We start from the raw sequence: 18,019 nt of genomic DNA on the forward strand, positions 1-18,019 counted from the left end.
GGTATTGTGTTTTGTTAATTTATTATTGAATTTTTAGGATATATAAATCGCCTTCGTATTTTCCGTCATAATCGGAATGTAACATTACTTTGGCTTCATCGAGCGTATCATATCTATCTAGATATACATATAGATAAGTATCCTTAGGGTTTTTAAACCATTTTGGGTCAAGCCCCATCTTTTTAAGTTTTGCCATTCCTTTTTCAAAATAAGGTTTACGCTTAAAAATTCCCGTTACTAAATAATATCCTTTTTCTACTTCATTGTTTTCGTCATTAGAAAGATTTTCGGTTAGGACAGTATCTTCGTTGATATTGTTTTTAATTATCGCTTTTTTTTTATCCTTTTGATCAACCTCGTTTCCAATTTGAAATACGATAGGTAAGGAGTATAACACATTTACTTTTTCACCTTTATGTTCTCCAGGAATCATTTTAGGTAAAGAGCTAATCACTCTATTCGCTTCTTCTTCTACTTCGATAGCTGGACCTCTAGATTCTACTTCTACGACATTTCCTGAAGTATCTATTTTAAATCTAACATAAACTCGATTTACACCCTTTAAACCAAGATTTTGTGGGATGTTCATATCGAAGTGCTTGTTTACATATTTTTTGATTTCGTCGGATACACATTTCTTTATTTCTTCATTACTGGCCAAGTCCTTGCAATTTTGAGTAGCGGGTACTTTTTCTACTACTGCAAAAGGAATGTTTTGTTCTCTGATAATTAAAATATGTCTAACATCTACACCATCAGTTTTAATTTTTTCTACAGTAAGGAGATGCCAACCAAAAGGAGTTCTAAAAGGTTCCGAAATTTCACCTTCTTGTAGACTAAATGCTACTTGTTTAAAGCTTTCATGAAATGGAGTGTCTTTTTGTACAAAATAGAACCCGCCATTTCCTTTGGATCCTGGATCCTGTGAGTATAATACTGCTCTACTAGCGAAACTTTTGTTATGAATCGTTATATCCTCTTTGATTTCTAAAAGTCGGTTCACAATTTTTTGATCTACCTCCGACAAAGAATCCTTAGCGATAGTTGCAGTAGCTTTTTTTGCTTTTGTTTCTTCTTTATTAATTACAGGAAGTGTTTTAGATTCTTCCTCTATTTTAGGGGCTTCGGTTTCAGAAGGCACAATAATTTCTTTTACAGGAACTTCATTGGCGATTTGGACTTCGTCTGTAGTATCTGTATTAGAAAATGAGTTAGTGATTTCCTGAATTTCATCGGTAATTTTTTCTGAAGAAATATTTGCTAAGGCAACAGCTTTTTGTGAAAAAGCAGTAAAAGTAAGCATTACCACCAGTAATGGTAATATAGCCAAATACTTGAATTTAGCTTTTGATTTTGATTTCGTTTTTTGAAGCATGATGATTCTTTTTTTAAGTAATGTATGATTGAAGAAATTATTTGCAAATTGTACGTTTTTCGTTTCAAAATTTGCATTGAGCAACTGCTCATAATATTGTCTTTTTCCTAGTAATTTAATCGCAGAAGCATCAGAGATATACTCGTGTAAAGTGATAATTCGAGAATGATAGATGTATAATAAAGGATTAAACCAGAAAATGATTTTAATTATCTCAAACCAAAGAAGGTCTAAGGTGTGTTTTTGTTTTAGATGAACAATTTCATGAATTAAGATCTGATCTTTTTCATTTTTCGATAATTCGCTACCGATATAGATAGTATTCCAGAATGTAAATGCATCTTTGCTATTGGGCAATATCCTAATAGGAAAGGTATTAAATGTTCCCTTGGTTGATTTTTTATTTAAAGAATATATAATGAAAATTTTTCTGATAAATAAAAACAAGGTGATTGCAATTCCTATAATGTAAATAACCAACCACCAGTTGATATTCAGCGGAGCAATAGCAACGGTATTTGTTGTTTCTACAACTGTATTTTTAATAGGTTGCGCTCCACCGATAAACACAGTCGGTAAATTCACAACATAATCATCGGGTATGGTTTCCTGAATACTTTTTACCTTAATAAAAGGAAGCATTAAGGAAAGAAGCGAAGACACTAAAAGATATACTCGATTAACTGTGAAAAAGGTGTCTTTTTTATGAAATAAATCATACGCTATTAAAAATATTAATTGAAATAATATAGTTTGAATAATGTATTGTAACATATCTTTTAAGTTTAATTCTTTCCAGTTATTCTAAGATATTTATTTTATTTGGTCTAAGACATCTAATGTAATAGCATAAGAAGGAACATTAATACCACTTGGAGATTTAACAATGTTGAAATCTAATTTTTCTTTCCCACTTTCTTCTACTATTTTATTATCAAAAGAAAGTTTACAATTTCCGTCTGTATTAGTTTTTTTAAGATCAGTACCATAAACAATTTCCAAATTATAGGTAGCCTCTGGAATATTGCGAACATAATGCTGAGCATCTTTAGGTAGATGTATTGTTCTTACACTTTCTAAAGTTTCTAGATTAACAATATCTACAATGACCTCAGAATTTTTTCCATTTGTTATTTTTAAATAATTATCTAGTTTCATGTTAAATTTAGAGGCATCACTATTAGCACAGTTAGGCTCTGCCTTTTCTTTCGAAATTCGGGTAGGAATAGCAATGTCATTTTTTTCTGCAGTTTTTTCCTTCGCCATTTTTTGAGCTATATCCATTGCTTTTTTTTGTGCAGCCTCTTGTTTAGCACTAGCGATTTCGTCAGATGTACTGTGATCATGGTTTTTTCTTAATTCTTCTGGGAGTAAATCCAAGGATAATGAATATGATGGTACATTTTTGCCTTGGTCTGTTATAATGGTGGCGAAATCTAATATATCTTCTCCAGTTTCAAATAAGATCTCTTTTTGAAAACTACCATTGCAGATTCCATCGGTTTGTTTTTCTATGTAATTTTCTCCATAAGTAACATCTAATCTATATATACCTTCAGGAATGTTTCTTACATAGTGTGTTTGATTTTTGTAGATTACAGCAGTCCTAACAATCTCATTTGTTTCTAATAAGATAAGTTTAGTAATAATATCCGCATTTTTACCATTTTCAATTTTTAAGTAATTATCTAATTTATAGTCATATTTAGATCCTTTATTAAGGCAAGCAGGTTGATTGCTAACAGCTTTTTTATCATTATTAAAGGAAACCTCTGTTACTGGAATAGTCTTCGGTTCGTTTGACTCATTAATAGAAGAGCCATCCTTACAAGAGGTGTAGGTAAGTATCCCTGTTAGTACAGGGATTAAAAGCAGGTACTTAAATTTGGCAATAGATTTTGATTGGGACTTTTGTAACATAAATATTCGTTTTTTGATTAATGATTGATTGAAAAACTGATTAATGAATGTGATTTTCTCTGTTTGAAAAGCAGAATTTAATAATTGTTCTATATAGTTTTTTTGGTTTACTTTATGAATGGTAATGGCATCTGCAATGTATTCATGTAACAGTGTAATTCTTGCCTGATAGATATATACCAAAGGATTCCACCATAATAAGATTTTTAGGAGCTCGATTCCTATTTGATCAATAGTATGTTTGTGATTTACATGAACAAGTTCATGTGATATAATATGTTGTTTTTCTTCCTCGGTTAGAGAATCTCCAATGAAAATTGTATTCCAAAAAGAAAACGCGTGCATACTATTTGGAAGTATTACTATTTTCTGATTAAATGATTTGGATATGTGTGATACGTTTCTAAGGATATGAAGCTTGTGAAACTTCAATAGCAGATTTATAAAGCTTAGCAAAACTCCTGCTAAATATGTCACTATCCACCAATTTATTTGTATTCCATTTGTACCAGCATCTGTTCTGGTTACATTGGTATTAAAGATTATTTTTTCGGTAGGAACAATGATGGAACGCTCGATATTAGTAACAACAATTTCCGTAGAACTAGAAGTCAAAAAGTCTAGTTCTATAAATGGAAGTATTAATGATAAAAATGGAGTGACAATTAGGTATAAACGATTCCAATTAAAAAAGGTGTCCTTTTTATGAAAAACGTCATAAACCAAAAGGAATAATGATTGAAAAATAAGGATTTGAAGTAGGTAGTGGAGCATATTTTTTCTTTTACATAAACATTGTTATCGTGTCAATCCAGAGCCTACTACATTGTATTCCAAAAATAGTAGACTCAGGTCGACGTCCCCCAGTTGTTCTATAGATATCTATATCTATTCAACTAATCTATTAGTTGAATGACAAATATATACATTTTTTCTTTTTAACTAAATATTTAGTTTAAAAATTTAAAAAAATAGCCCTTTTACTGCTTCTTTACTTGTAAAAACAGCTCGTTTTGGAATGGAAACTATTATAAATGTATCAATAATAGGGTGTTAGTGTTACTAAAGATTTGTGATGGTATTTTTGATTTCGAACTGAATCATTATGGTATAAGAGTCATTTACATTAGTATTAGCTTCGGATATGGTATTTGCAGGAATAATATCCGGGAAGGATAGAAGTGTTCTTATAGCTTCTTTTTCGATTTCAGGAGAGAATCCTTTTACTTCAATATTTTCAATTTTCCCTTTATTAGAAATATTAAACCTTGTATAGATGCGATTAATTCCTGATTTAGCATATGAAGAAACAGCGAGGATGTCGTAATTTTTTTTCACGTATTGCTCAATATCCTTACAAATACAATGTTTTCGGACGCGTTCTATGGATTTGTTTTTACACTTAAGTGTTGTGGGCTTATTTTGTGAATAAGAATAGAAGCTGGATAAAGTAACCAATAAGGTTATATAGATATACTTTTTCATTTCGGGGATAGAATAGGTTTCTAAGGGTACTTCGTTTCCTACAAAATTATGATTTATTAGCTAATTTGATGTTACTACAGTTTTAAGTATTTTAGAAAAAAAATAATATTAGAGTAACAATATTCATTTTTGATAGTCTAATAATTTACTATGGATATAGCGTTAGTAATCATTGGTTTTATATTATGTTTGGTTGGTATCATTGGTAGTTTTCTTCCAGTGTTGCCGGGTCCTTTTACTTCATGGATTGGTTTGTTGATACTTCATTTTACAGATGTGATCCCACAGAACTGGACTTTTCTCGGAATTACTCTGGGAATTGCTATTGTCGTTTGGATATTAGATTATATCGTTCCTGCATGGGGAACAAAGCGTTTTGGCGGCACAAAATACGGAATGATAGGAAGTTCTATTGGATTGGTAATAGGATTACTTTTTTTAGGTGCATTTGGGATAATTATAGGACCTTTTGCTGGAGCTTTTATTGGAGAGCTTATAAAGGATAGCAAAGATTCATCAAAAGCGTTAAAAGCTGCATTTGGATCGTTTCTAGGTTTTCTTGCAGGTACTTTTGTGAAGTTCATCGTGTCTATCGCCTTTATCATTTTATATGTTAATAAAGTGTGGGAACATTGGGAAGCGATATTTTGATCGCTGTTGTCTTCTAATAAAATATATTAAAACAAAAAAAGAGTGCGTTTAACGCACTCTTTTTCTTCACACAAATCATCTTAATTTAGGGGCTTATTCTAAAATTAAAACTCACTTTTATAAAAACTTTCATCTTGGGGGGAACGAAAGCACTAACTCATTTTCACTTTGTAAAGATAGTGATTTTTTGGTTAGCTCCAAATTTTTTGTGTATTTTACCGTAAAAAAATGCAATTTTAACACAATTAATTTAAAAATTAAATATTTTAACAAGAAAAAACCTACATTTTCTGATTTGTATTTTAGATTGTTCAAGTAGTTAAAAAGATATAACCTACTAATGAAAAGAATGATTGATCGTGCTGTAAGTGGAAGTGGATACAAAAGAAATTAAAAAAAGCCTCTCCTTTTTCAGGAAAAGCTTCTCATTGGTTTACTAAACCACCCATGCAATTGGCATGGGACAACACAACATTGTACATTGCAAAAAAAAGCTTCAACCGTAATTGAAGCTTTTGCAATTGTTGCGGTCTGGACGGGACTCGAACCCGCGACCCCCTGCGTGACAGGCAGGTATTCTAACCAACTGAACTACCAGACCATTGCCTTATTGCGGATGCAAATATACACCTCATTTTAATACCCGCAAATGTTTTTTGAACTTTTTTTAAGTATTTTTTTGTGATTCTACGCAAATTTCTGCCTTTCAACAAGATAGGTGGTAAGAATTTTGTCGAAATTTTTTGTGATATCTGCTTCTACATACTTGATTTTATATTGAGAGCATTTTAATTTTAGTTCATAGAAATAAGAACTCACAGCTTTTTGATAATTTTCTTTGATATTGTCTGCATATAAATTTACAAATTCACCAGTTTCTACATCCACGAATCGAGTAGGTCTATTGCTAAAATCAAAATTTAATTCTTTAGTACTATCGAAGGTATGAAATAACACAACTTCGTGTTTATTATATTTTAGATGTCTTAAAGCCTCAAATAGTTTTTCTGGATTTGAAGTAGCCTGAAACATATCCGTAAATAAAAATATGAGAGATCTGCGATGAATTTTTTCTGCTATTTGATGTAAAAAAGTATAAGTGTCTGTGTTTTTAGTATCCTTTGGAGTAGTAATTATCTGACTTAACTTACTTAAAAGCATCTGATGATGTCGCTCACTACCTTTTTCTTGCGTATAGTAATCATAGGTATCACTATATATGCTTAGACCTACGGCATCACGCTGTTTTTTAAGAATGTTCATAAGACAAGCTGTTGCTAATACTGAAAAACTTATCTTATTTAGGGATTCTAAATGATGTTGTTTGATTTGGGGGTAATGCATAGAAGAAGAATTGTCAATAATGATATGACATCTTAGATTTGTTTCTTCTTCATACCTTTTAGTAAATAATTTATCAGTTTTAGCATACAATTTCCAATCTATATGCTTTGTACTCTCTCCATTATTATAAACTTTATGCTCGGCAAATTCAGCAGAAAATCCGTGAAAAGGGCTTTTATGCATACCAGAAATAAAACCTTCGACCACCTGTTTGGCTAAAAGCTCTAAGTTGGTAAAACCACTGGTGCTATTAATTTCATTTTGGATATTCATATTGCTTTGCGGGTTATGATATTAACGAATACTTTCGTGCTAACAATATACGGATACTAATCTGTTTTCAATAAAAAAGGGTTGACAATCCGTCAACCCTTTTTTATCTCTAAAATTATTCTCTAGATTAAAGAATCTAGTGCTTCAGCATATACATTTTTCGGAGAAACACCAACTTGGCGTCCAACTACCTCTCCGTTTTGGAAAACTAATACTGTAGGGATGTTACGTACACCATATTTTGCAGCAAATTCTTGATTTGCATCAACATCTACTTTACCTACAACAGCTTTACCTTCATATTCTTCACTGATCTGTTCAATTATTGGACCTACCATTCTACATGGACCACACCACGCTGCCCAAAAATCTACTAATACTGGTTTATCACTTTTAAGTACTACTTCATCAAAAGTAGCATCTGTTATTTCTAATGCCATAGTTTTATTTATTGTTTATTAATTCTTGTTATTTATTAATTTCACAAAATTAGTCAATATTTATCCCAAAGCTTACAATCAAAATATTTGTTTTGACTATAGGGCTATTGATTTTGTTGATACCAAATATACTATTAAATTGTTCTGTAGGAAGATATTTCTGAATCTTTTGCTTGCTCAATTAAAGAATAATAGTTGGGTTATTTTTTAAGAACGATAATAAGTTCGAATTAATGCAAAGAAGTTTAAGTTTTAATTATTATTAAACGCAATATTGTTCTTATCATAGAGTATTTAAGAATTCATAGAGGTCTTCTTCTTTTCCGAGCTGAAGTTTCTTTTTTAATCTATATTTTGATTTTAGTACACTATCTGGTAGTACATTTAGCATGGTAGCAATTTCTTTAGTAGTAAGATTCATTCGTAGAAAGGAGGCTAATCGTATTTCTTTTTCAGTGATTTCATTATGAATTGCTTTTAATTTGTTATCGAAATTATTGTGTACATCTGCAAAGTATGACTTGAATACTTCCCAATCTTTGTCTTCAGCACTTTCTTTTTTTAATAACATTACCAATCTTCTAAACTCTACTTTAAAAAGTTCAGGAGAGTTTTTAATACGTTCTAGATTTTCTTTGAGTTCTTGGATAAAGCTACTTTTTTGAACCAAATGCAACGTTTGGGAGGTAAGTTCTTTTCTTTTAAATTCAATTTCTTGCCGGTATATTTCTTCTTGTTTTTCTCGTTCTATTTGATTCTTTTTAATTCGTTGTCTGAATCCAAAAAATAGCAATCCTGATACCACAATGAAAGATATCATTCCTCCTGCATAGAGCGTTTTTCGAAGATTACTAATCTCTACTTGTTGATTTAGATTTTTTATTTCTTCCTTTTGTAACGTAATGGCAGCTTCTTTTTTTTCTGTTTCGTAAATAGTTCGTAATTCTTCTATTTGTTGCGATTTTTTCACTGAAAATAAACTGTCTCTTATTTTTTGAGATGCATGTAGGTCTGAAAGTGCTTCTTTATTTTTATTCTGTAATCGAAAAAGGTTAGAGCGTTTTTCATATAATTCCTGAAGATTCGACATGGTACCAATTTTTTCGGCTATGTTGATCGCTTGATTAATGTTTTTAATAGCTTCAGGAATATTGTTTTCATTTTTAAAGGTATTGCTTAATCCTTTATATGCATTTATAATCCCAATTTTTATGTCTTCTCCCTCTGTAATCTCTTTGGATTCTATAAAAGATGCTTTTGCTTTTTCGTATTTTTTTTCAATGTTGAATAATTCACCAAGATTATAAAGTGCATTGGCTAATGGGGATTTTGCCTCATGCTTTCTTGCTAGTTTTATAGCTTCTTCATAGTGTGTTTGAGCTTCGTTTATGCGATTTAATTTTTTTAAGGCATTCCCAGCTGAGTTTTTTGCATAGGATAAATAAATCTCATCATTTTGAGCTAAATAAATTGCCATTGCTTCTTTAAAATAGGTAAGTGCTTTTTTGTGGTTTTCCGTTGCGTATTCTAAATCACCTAAAAGTTTTAGAATATCAGCTTTTCTCATGACGTCATTGATTTCTGTAAAAAGTTCCAATGCTTTTAAAGCTTCAATTAAAGCAAGTTTGTAATTACCTTTTTCCATATAAATAGTAGCAAGGCTATTATATTGTGCACCCTTAAATTTTGCTTTGGCCTTATCCACTTTTTCATTTTCTTCTATAAGTTCAAGGTTTTCCAGAATTATATGAATAGCGCTTTCAAAATCACCTTTGCTCCGCAAGATGTCCGCAATGGAATAGTTAACAAATAAAGTACCTCTGTAAGAATTGCGATTGCTAAATTCTTGTTTTGCTTGTTTGTAATAATAAAGAGCAGAATCTAGATTGCTTCGATTGGTATAAAAATCACCTAAGTGCAATAAGCCTTTGCCAATCCCCATTTTGTAATCAATTTTTTTTGAAATTTTCAGTTCTTCTTCTGCGTATTTTTTAGCTTTTAAAGGCGAAGAGAACATTAATTTCTCATGAAGCTCGGTCAAAATATCAACCCTAACACTATCTTCTTCGATATGATTGTCTAAAGCATTTTTTAAACTGTCAATTAATTTTAGGTTTTGAGAAATCACCAGTTGGGTACAAAATATAAATACTGTAATAAGAAGAGATTGGAATTTCATAAAAGCGAGTCATTTAGTTGACAACTAAGGTAATTAATAAATATTATGATTGTCGAATACTCTGTATTTCGAAAGAAAGTGTAGAAGGGAGTTTACAAGATCTTTAGGTTGCTTTTTCCCTTAGGTATCCTCTCTTAATACTTTGAAAACGTAGAGAACTCTTCAGTTTAGTATTCGTAAAAACACTCATTTCTTTCCAAGTTAATTTATGGGTTTTTAATAGGTGTCCATGCTTTGTCCATGACTGAAATTAGGACTAAAAACGCTTTGCTAGTAGTTTTGGATCGTTGAATCATTAAAAAGAAAACTCATGAAAACTTCAATCTTAAAAATGCCCCAAGCATTTATATTAATTAGTTTGATTTATACTTGCATAGCATGTAGCTCTTGTAGTAAAGATGAAGATAGTTTGCCTTCCGAACCTGTAAATCCAGAAGCAAATACAATCAATGAATTCATTAATAATTTGGAATATAATCCAAGTGAATTGTTAGGGGTTGAAGAAACTGGTGGAGAAGCGTTGGTAAAAATAGATGGAGAGACTACTACAGATAATTCATATAATGAAGGCATAGAAACTACTTGTGTGAGCGTGGATTATAACCTAAAAGCCAATTTTGAAGATGTGGCAATCCTTCGTCCAACAAATGGTGTTGTTTGGCCAGGAGCATTGGTGGTTGGAAATCAAACTATGCGAGATGGTCTTCCAGAGGCTTTTACTCTAGGTAGAGCACCGATGACTATACGATTAGATTTACCAGGTATTGGGGAAGCAGGGAATATTAGAGTAGAGGATCCCAGGAATTCTAATGTACAATCCAAGATCGATGAGGCTTTAGAATATTGGAATACAAACGCATATCAAGAAGGATATGTAAACCCTTCGAACTCTTCTTACTCAGCCAGTACTTCTTATAGTTCTAAACAGATGAGTTTAGAAGTTGGAATGAATACGGAATGGGCAACAGGTGATGTTTCTGCACAATTTAATTATGAAACTACAAGTACGAATAGAGTAGCTGTTATGGTGTTTAAACAAGTTTTTTACACAATTACTATGGATACTCCTGAAAATCCTTCGGATGTATTTAGAGCTGACGTGCCATTATCACGAATCGAAAATGCATTTAATTCTGTGACACCACCTGCGTACGTGCACTCTGTAAATTATGGTAGAATAATCATGTTTAGAATGGAGACTACAGCAGAAGCTACGGAGGCAGAGCTTACAGGAGCTTTTAATTATGCAAGTGGCGTAACTAATGCATCTGGTGATGTGGAGGCTAAGTATAAAGAAATTTTAAATGAATCTACTATCACTACAGTAACAATAGGAGGGAACGCTTCTGTGGCTTCTGAGGCCGTTTCTGCACAAAACTTTGGTGATTTACAATCTATTATCAAAGGAGAAAATGCTGTGTATAGTAGAAACAATCCTGGGCTTCCAATTGCTTATACCATTAGATTTTTAAAGGATAATAGTTTAGCAAAAATGGGATATAGTACGGATTACGTTGCATTAAATTGTACTACGGCAAAACGTGTGCATAATCGAATAGTGTTTAAAAATACAGTGGTTGATAATTTTAGAATAGGAATTGAATATAAACTAAAGGACGGAGCAAGTGTGCCTTACGATGAAATTGTCTGGAAAGATAATAAGGTAGATGGTGAGCAGACTATCATTACTCCGCCAGATGGAGCTTATGATATCTTCTATTATGTAGATAGGGCAAAAGCAGGTACTGGTTACGAGAATAAATGGACGGATAACATTGGAGGATATGTTCACGCACATGAAGATTGTTTTGAATCCTACCGAAATTTCCTAGAAGTGAAAGTAAGGACTTGCCAATAAAAAAGTATTTTTTTCGAAAGTCGGCATCCTAGGTTGTGATTCAACAACCTGATGTCGGCTTTTTTGTATATTTCTATATAAAATAAGAAAAAGCTCAGCGCTTACTGGTTGCTGAGCTTTTCCATAAGGTTTTAAGAGTTGCTATTAGTTATTTGTAGGTATTCCTATTTGAGTACCAATAACACTATCATCTGGTTGCGTAATAACAGGACAGTTGATAATAGCTCCTGTAGCTGTTAATAAATCTGATAAAGAATTAGCTAATGGGCTTGGATTAGCATTTCCTCTAAATGGGATCAAAGTTCCATCTGCTAATAAGTCATTAATTTGATCAAAACTCTGTAGGATTGGACGTTCAGATTCTGGAACGGTAAATTCTGTTACGTGAGCATCCCACATCGGAGCATATCTTGTATCACTTGGATCTATAGGGAATGTATTGGTTGGATCTTGTACTTGTCTGTTACTTAAAGAAGCAGTATTTAATCCTTGTACTCCAAGTCCATCAGTATCTGTTGTTCTTCCATTAGCTGTTGGACTAAAAGGTAGCATAGATCCTCCTGGGAATAATCCAAATGTTGGTAGATTTGCTAATCTTGGTGCAAATACTCCTAACTCGATAGTTGCAGGTCCTGGATCTGAAGTATCAGTTACGATATGGAAGTAATATGGTCTATTAGCATGCCATCCATCAAGTAATTGCATAACAACTGAAGCTTGATCAGGTGCAAAATTTGGATTGTTTAAATCATCTTCTTGCTCTTGCTCATTTCCAAGAGGGTTTGGTACTCTGTCATGAAGACCTGTACTGTTGGCTACTGGCTGCGCATTAATTACTACTCCACTAGGTAAAACAACATATGAAGACCATTTACCATCTGCAATTGCTCCTGGGTTTGCTTCTGCTGGAGGAAATCCGAATAGTAAACCGTCTGCTGGTCCAGTTACTAAAGATCTTTTTGGTGAAAAATCTACAGATCCTTCAAAAACAAGTCGCCCTGTTCTTGTAAAATATCCTTTTTGTTCTCCTCCAGATCCTATAGAGGCTGCCATTCTTGGTGCGAAAATAACACCTAGTTTTTTAGCCATCAGTCTGTCAGATACTTCTGTGATTACGTAGTAAAGCTCTCTCTTTTGTCCATTTGGTAAAGTTTCCCAACCTTTAAACATAGGCAGTCTAACAGTGGGTCCTGCAGGAACCACATCTCTATCAATTCTAAAATCAATACCCAAAACACTTGGTACAAAAACATTTTGTGCGTCTGTGAATCGTAAAGCTGGGTTAAAAAAGTTATAAGGAATTCCGCCATCTTTACGGATACTTGCTAGTAATATTTTAGCTTCTTTTAAAGCTCTAAATGATTGTAATAAGCCTTTTGATTGAGCTTCTTCTTCTAATGCATCTTCTGCAATTTCATCAGTGATCGTTTGATTTGTTTCAACTTCTAAAAGATTGTCGTCATTGTTACAAGCCATGAATAATGAGGCGGCGAAAATACTTAAAAGTAAGGTTTTAAAATTTTTCATTTTTTGTGTTTTTAATAGTTATATTCTGAAAAAATCATTAAGAAAACAATTGGCCAATCGTTTAAAGTAATTAGGGTTTTAAGATCTTACATATTTTGAGACGGTATAAATATTTAATCTTACATCAAGGGGAATTTTGAATTTTAAAAAATAGTGTTGGTTTTGTAGATCTTGTGAATTGAAACCCTTTGAATTAAAGGGTTTTATATGAAAAAAAGGCTATGATTACAAAATGTAAAAAAACAATGTTTTTTAGGAAATATTTAACTAGATCATTCTAGTTTTTAAGAATCCTTAACAACTTATAAGTGTTAGCTATCTAACACATTATGAGATTTTTATTGGCTTTTTTATAGGTGATATTTTCCCTTCTTCTTACAAGTTCGGGATTAAAAACTTCAGAATTAAAGATCGTTTCTAGTTTAATTTGTAATACACAGAATCGCTCTCCAATGCGGTTAACAATTCTGGAGAGATGTTTACCTTTTGTTTTCTACTTGGCATATGTAACTTAAGTTTCTCTGCCATTTCGAAAATCACAAAATTTAACGTGTGATTTCCAGCATGTTCAGTGAGCAATTCTTTTAGCTTATCAATCCTAGTATCAGAAAGTTCATTAATATCTAGTTGAATTGTCAGCTTTCTGGCATAGGTTTCCATTACGTCGTGTAGTAACTGAAAACTATTGAATTGTATTCTGGGATCTCCCTTTTTTCCCGTATCGCGATTAACCCAACCTTCTTTTATAAAAGCTTTTGCATACACGAAGGTGCTTTGTACTAGGAAGGGTCTGTGTTTTAAGTAATCTTCGCCAAAAATTCTAAACTCATGCGCAGTGTTATAGTCTTCTATGGTAAACGTGGCCCATCCTTTTCCATTTTTTGATGTTCGATGCTCCACACCTGTGATTACGCCACCAAAGGAGATCTCACGATTTAGATTGTTTTCTAGATCGGCAAAATTCAAAAGTGTTCCATTGCAGAAATACTTCATTTCATATTTAAAATCATCGAGTGGATGACCAGATAAATAAATACCAACTACTTCTTTTTCTCTAGCTAGTTTTTCCATAGTGCCCCATTCTTCACAAGGAGGAACAACTGGTTCTGGAATTTGAACATCACTAGATTCGCCAAATAGACTTACCTGAGAAGAGTTTTCGTTTTCTTGATATTTTGATCCATATTTCATAGCTTTTTCCAAGAAAGTAATTCCATCTCCATCCTGATGAAAATATTGACCTCTATGCGTTTCTATAAAAGAATCAAATCCGCCAGCTAGAGCCAAACTTTCAAAAGCTTTTTTGTTAGCGGCACGTAGGTCAATACGTTTTGCCATATCAAAAATAGACCTGTATGGTCCATCTTCTTTTCTGTTTTCTACAATAGTAGCCACGGCTCCGGTACCTACACCTTTGATGGCTCCCATTCCAAATCGTACTGCACCATCTTTGTTTACAGAGAATTTTCTATAAGATTCATTCACGTCGGGTCCTAATACATCTAATTTCATACGCTTACATTCTTCCATGAAGAAAGTAACCTGCTTGATATCGTTCATGTTATTAGATAGTACAGCTGCCATATATTCTGCGGGATAGTGAGCCTTTAGATAAGCGGTCTGATAAGCAATCCAGGCGTAACAAGTAGAGTGAGACTTGTTAAAAGCGTAGGCAGCAAATGCTTCCCAGTCTTTCCATATTTTTTCTAATTTGTCTTCGGCATGACCTTTTGCAGCAGCTTGTTCAATGAATTTGGGCTTCATTTTATCTAGTACTGCTTTTTGTTTTTTACCCATTGCTTTACGGAGTACATCCGCTTCACCTTTGGTAAAATCAGCAAGTTTTTGAGAAAGTAGCATCACTTGCTCCTGATATACTGTGATTCCGTAGGTTTCTTTTAGGTATTCTTCACAAGCTTCTAAGTCATATATGATCTCTTCGGTACCGTGTTTTCTATTAATAAAACTTGGGATATATTCTAAAGGTCCTGGTCGGTACAAAGCATTCATCGCAATTAGATCGGCAAAAACTGTAGGTTTTAGTTCCTTCATATATTTTTGCATCCCGGGAGATTCATATTGGAATACTCCAACCGTTTCTCCTCGTTGGAATAATGCGTACGTTTCTTCATCGTCAAGAGGGAAATTCTCAGGATCTAATTCTACACCATGTTTTGCTTTTACAATTTTTACGGTATCCTTAATTAGGGTTAATGTTTTTAATCCTAAGAAATCCATTTTTAGCAGACCAGCACTTTCTACCACAGAGTTGTCAAACTGCGTACAGTACATGTCAGAATCTTTGGCAAGCGCAACTGGGACAAACTTGGTAATATCATCGGGTGTGATGATCACTCCACAAGCATGAATACCTGTATTTCTAACTGAACCCTCTAAAACTCTAGCTTGGTTTAAGGTTTCGGCTTCGAGATCGCTACCTTCTGCTATATTAAGTAGTTCATTTACTTTTTCTAATTCATCACTTCTAAACTTCTTTTTTAATACCGCTTCATCTACACCAAATATTTTTCCAAGTTTAGACATATTTGGAATAAGCTTTGCAATTCGATCTGCATCACCAAGAGGTAAATCAAGTACACGAGCAGTATCTCGAATAGAAGATTTTGCTGCCATAGTACCGTATGTAATTATCTGAGCTACCTGATTGGCTCCATATTTTTCGATTACATAGTCCATTACACGTCCTCGTCCTTCATCATCAAAATCAATATCAATATCGGGCATACTTACACGATCCGGATTTAGGAATCTCTCAAAAAGTAAATCATACTTTATCGGATCTAAATTGGTAATCCATAGGCAATAGGCTACCGCAGATCCAGCAGCAGATCCACGTCCAGGACCTACAGAAACCCCCATTTCTCTTGCGGCTCTTATAAAATCTTCCACAATCAGGAAGTATCCTGGGTATCCTGTATTTTCAATAACTTTTAATTCGAAATCAAGGCGCTCATCAATTTCTGGAGTAATTTCTCCATATCTAATCTTTGCTCCTTTGTAGGTGATATGCCTTAAATAAGCATTTTCTCCTCTTTTCCCTCCGTCTATTTTGTCTTCTTCAGATTGGAACTCTTCTGGGATGTCAAATGCAGGTAATAATACGTCTCTTGCTAGTACAAAAGGTTCTATCTTATCCACGATCTCCTGAATATTCATGATGGCTTCAGGGAGATCTTTGAATAAGTTTTTCATTTCTTCAGAAGACTTAAAATAGTATTCCTGATTTGGTAATCCATATCGATATCCTCTTCCTCTTCCAATTGGAGTCGCTTGTTTTTCTCCGTCTTTTACACATAGTAGAATGTCATGGGCATTGGCATCCTTTTTTTCGCAATAATAAGTATTGTTTGTAGCTACTGTTTTGATGTTATGCTTTTTGGAAAAGTTGATCAAAACCTGATTTACTCGATTTTCATCCTCTTGATTATGGCGCATGATCTCGATATAGAGGTCATCTCCAAACTCCTCGTGCCACCATAATAAAGCTTCTTCAGCTTGCTTTTCTCCTATGTTTAGTACTTTACTAGGAACCTCTCCATACAGATTTCCAGTTAGGACAATGATGTCTTCTTTGTATTGTTTAATAACTTCTTTGTCAATTCTAGGCAGGTAATAGAAACCGTCTACAAATCCAATAGAAGACATTTTGGCTAGATTGTGATATCCGTTTTTGTTTTTAGCTAACAAAACTATTTGATATCCATTATCCTTTCGGGATTTGTCTTTATGATTTTCGCAAACAAAAAACTCACATCCAACAATTGGTTTTATTTCGACTCCTGTTGGTTCTTCTCCATTTTCGATAGCTTCTGCATTCGCTGCTTTTACACTTTTATTGTGATTGGTAACTGCTTGTACAAAATGAAAAGCTCCCATCATATTTGCATGATCTGTCATGGCTACAGCTGTCATCTTGTGTTTGGCTGTTTCTTTTACCAGATCAGGAATACTGATAGTAGATTGTAGGACAGAAAATTGCGTATGGTTATGTAGGTGAACAAAATTTACAGCATCCAAAGCTGCAATATTGTCCTTGATTTCTTGTTGAGAAATGTCAGAACTTCCCTGTTTATCCAGTGTTTCTTGGATCTTTTGAGAAGCTCTTTTTAGATTAATATGTTGTAAACCTATTAATTCTATTGGTTCTGGATTAACACGTTTGAAGTTTTCAAAGTAATCTGAAGGAGCATCTAGCTCTTCTTTTGTGAAAACTTGCTTCCTGATTAATTCTAGAAAACATCGAGTGGTAGCTTCTACATCGGCCGTTGCGTTATGGGCTTCTCCAAATGAGGTTCCGAATAAAAACTCGTGTAACTCTGTAAGTGTAGGTAATTTGAATTTTCCTCCACGACCTCCAGGAATTTGACATAAACTTGCAGTAGTTTCGGTACAAGTATCAAGCACGGGTAACTCTTGTAATTGATTGCTAATACCAAGTCTATAAAACTCAGCACCCATGATATTAACATCAAACCCTACATTTTGACCGACAACAAACTTCGTTTTTGATAACGCAATATTGAATTTTTCCAGAACTTCTGCTAGGCTAATACCATCCTGCTCGGCAAGGGCAGTTGAAATTCCATGAACTTTTTCTGCATCATATGGAATATTAAATCCTTCTGGTTTTACTAAATAATCTTGATGCTCGATACAATTACCCATTTCATCGTGTAATTGCCAAGCGATCTGAATACATCTTGGCCAATTATCAGTATCACTGATGGGAGCATCCCAACGCTTAGGTAAACCTGTTGTTTCGGTATCAAAAATTAAATACATAAAAATATGTTTCGAGAAAGTTTTGTCTTATGGTCAAAGTGATCATCAAAAATAATTAAAATGATGTGTTCGGTGATTGAAAAGTTATCCAGAATTATTAACTACTTAAGATTTCCTTTATGAGGAATCAATGAAAAGATTGTTTTAAGAAATAATGTAATATG

General features: G+C 33.3%; 10 protein-coding genes and 1 tRNA gene. 2 read left to right on the top strand and 9 right to left on the bottom strand.

What is annotated here, in order from left to right:
* Positions 1-22: 22 nt before the first annotated feature.
* From Q1A73_RS11425 to Q1A73_RS11435, 3 genes are all read right to left on the bottom strand, one after another.
* Positions 23-2,149, bottom strand: a complete 2,127-nt coding sequence (locus Q1A73_RS11425) for a peptidylprolyl isomerase (RefSeq protein WP_299605505.1) — start codon at positions 2,147-2,149, stop codon at positions 23-25.
* 39 nt (positions 2,150-2,188) lie between these two features.
* Complete coding sequence (locus Q1A73_RS11430) at positions 2,189-4,069, bottom strand: M56 family metallopeptidase (RefSeq protein ID WP_299605509.1); 1,881 nt, start codon at positions 4,067-4,069, stop codon at positions 2,189-2,191.
* A gap of 288 nt (positions 4,070-4,357) precedes the next feature.
* Positions 4,358-4,633, bottom strand: coding sequence for a hypothetical protein (locus tag Q1A73_RS11435; RefSeq protein ID WP_299605511.1), 276 nt, complete (start codon positions 4,631-4,633; stop codon positions 4,358-4,360).
* Positions 4,634-4,930: 297 nt separating this feature from the next.
* On the opposite strand from Q1A73_RS11435, the gene Q1A73_RS11440 reads away from it, so the two are divergent.
* A complete protein-coding gene (locus Q1A73_RS11440) occupies positions 4,931-5,431 on the top strand; it encodes a DUF456 domain-containing protein (protein WP_299605513.1) in 501 nt (166 codons plus the stop codon).
* Between the two features lie 527 nt (positions 5,432-5,958).
* Here Q1A73_RS11440 and Q1A73_RS11445 read toward each other — a convergent pair.
* The 4 genes from Q1A73_RS11445 to Q1A73_RS11460 form a co-directional block, all read right to left on the bottom strand.
* Positions 5,959-6,032, bottom strand: a tRNA-Asp gene (locus Q1A73_RS11445).
* Between the two features lie 86 nt (positions 6,033-6,118).
* Entirely contained in the window at positions 6,119-7,048 is a 930-nt protein-coding gene (locus Q1A73_RS11450) for a DUF58 domain-containing protein (RefSeq protein ID WP_299605515.1), read from the bottom strand.
* A gap of 122 nt (positions 7,049-7,170) precedes the next feature.
* Entirely contained in the window at positions 7,171-7,488 is a 318-nt protein-coding gene (trxA, locus tag Q1A73_RS11455) for a thioredoxin (RefSeq protein ID WP_299605517.1), read from the bottom strand.
* A gap of 283 nt (positions 7,489-7,771) precedes the next feature.
* Positions 7,772-9,667 carry a tetratricopeptide repeat protein gene (locus tag Q1A73_RS11460; protein WP_299605520.1) on the bottom strand — a complete coding sequence of 632 codons (1,896 nt, stop codon included), beginning with the start codon at positions 9,665-9,667 and terminating at the stop codon, positions 7,772-7,774.
* Between the two features lie 310 nt (positions 9,668-9,977).
* Between Q1A73_RS11460 and Q1A73_RS11465 the strand changes: the two genes are divergently transcribed.
* Entirely contained in the window at positions 9,978-11,525 is a 1,548-nt protein-coding gene (locus tag Q1A73_RS11465) for a thiol-activated cytolysin family protein (protein ID WP_299605522.1), read from the top strand.
* A gap of 144 nt (positions 11,526-11,669) precedes the next feature.
* Here the strand turns inward: Q1A73_RS11465 and Q1A73_RS11470 are convergent, their stop codons facing one another.
* Positions 11,670-13,052, bottom strand: a complete 1,383-nt coding sequence (locus Q1A73_RS11470; RefSeq protein WP_299605524.1) for a hypothetical protein — start codon at positions 13,050-13,052, stop codon at positions 11,670-11,672.
* 417 nt (positions 13,053-13,469) lie between these two features.
* On the bottom strand, positions 13,470-17,855 hold the full coding sequence (dnaE, locus tag Q1A73_RS11475) for a DNA polymerase III subunit alpha (RefSeq protein ID WP_299605526.1): 4,386 nt from the start codon (positions 17,853-17,855) through the stop codon (positions 13,470-13,472).
* Positions 17,856-18,019 lie beyond the last annotated feature (164 nt).

This window comes from uncultured Aquimarina sp. (assembly GCF_947492115.1).
Classification (GTDB): domain Bacteria; phylum Bacteroidota; class Bacteroidia; order Flavobacteriales; family Flavobacteriaceae; genus Aquimarina.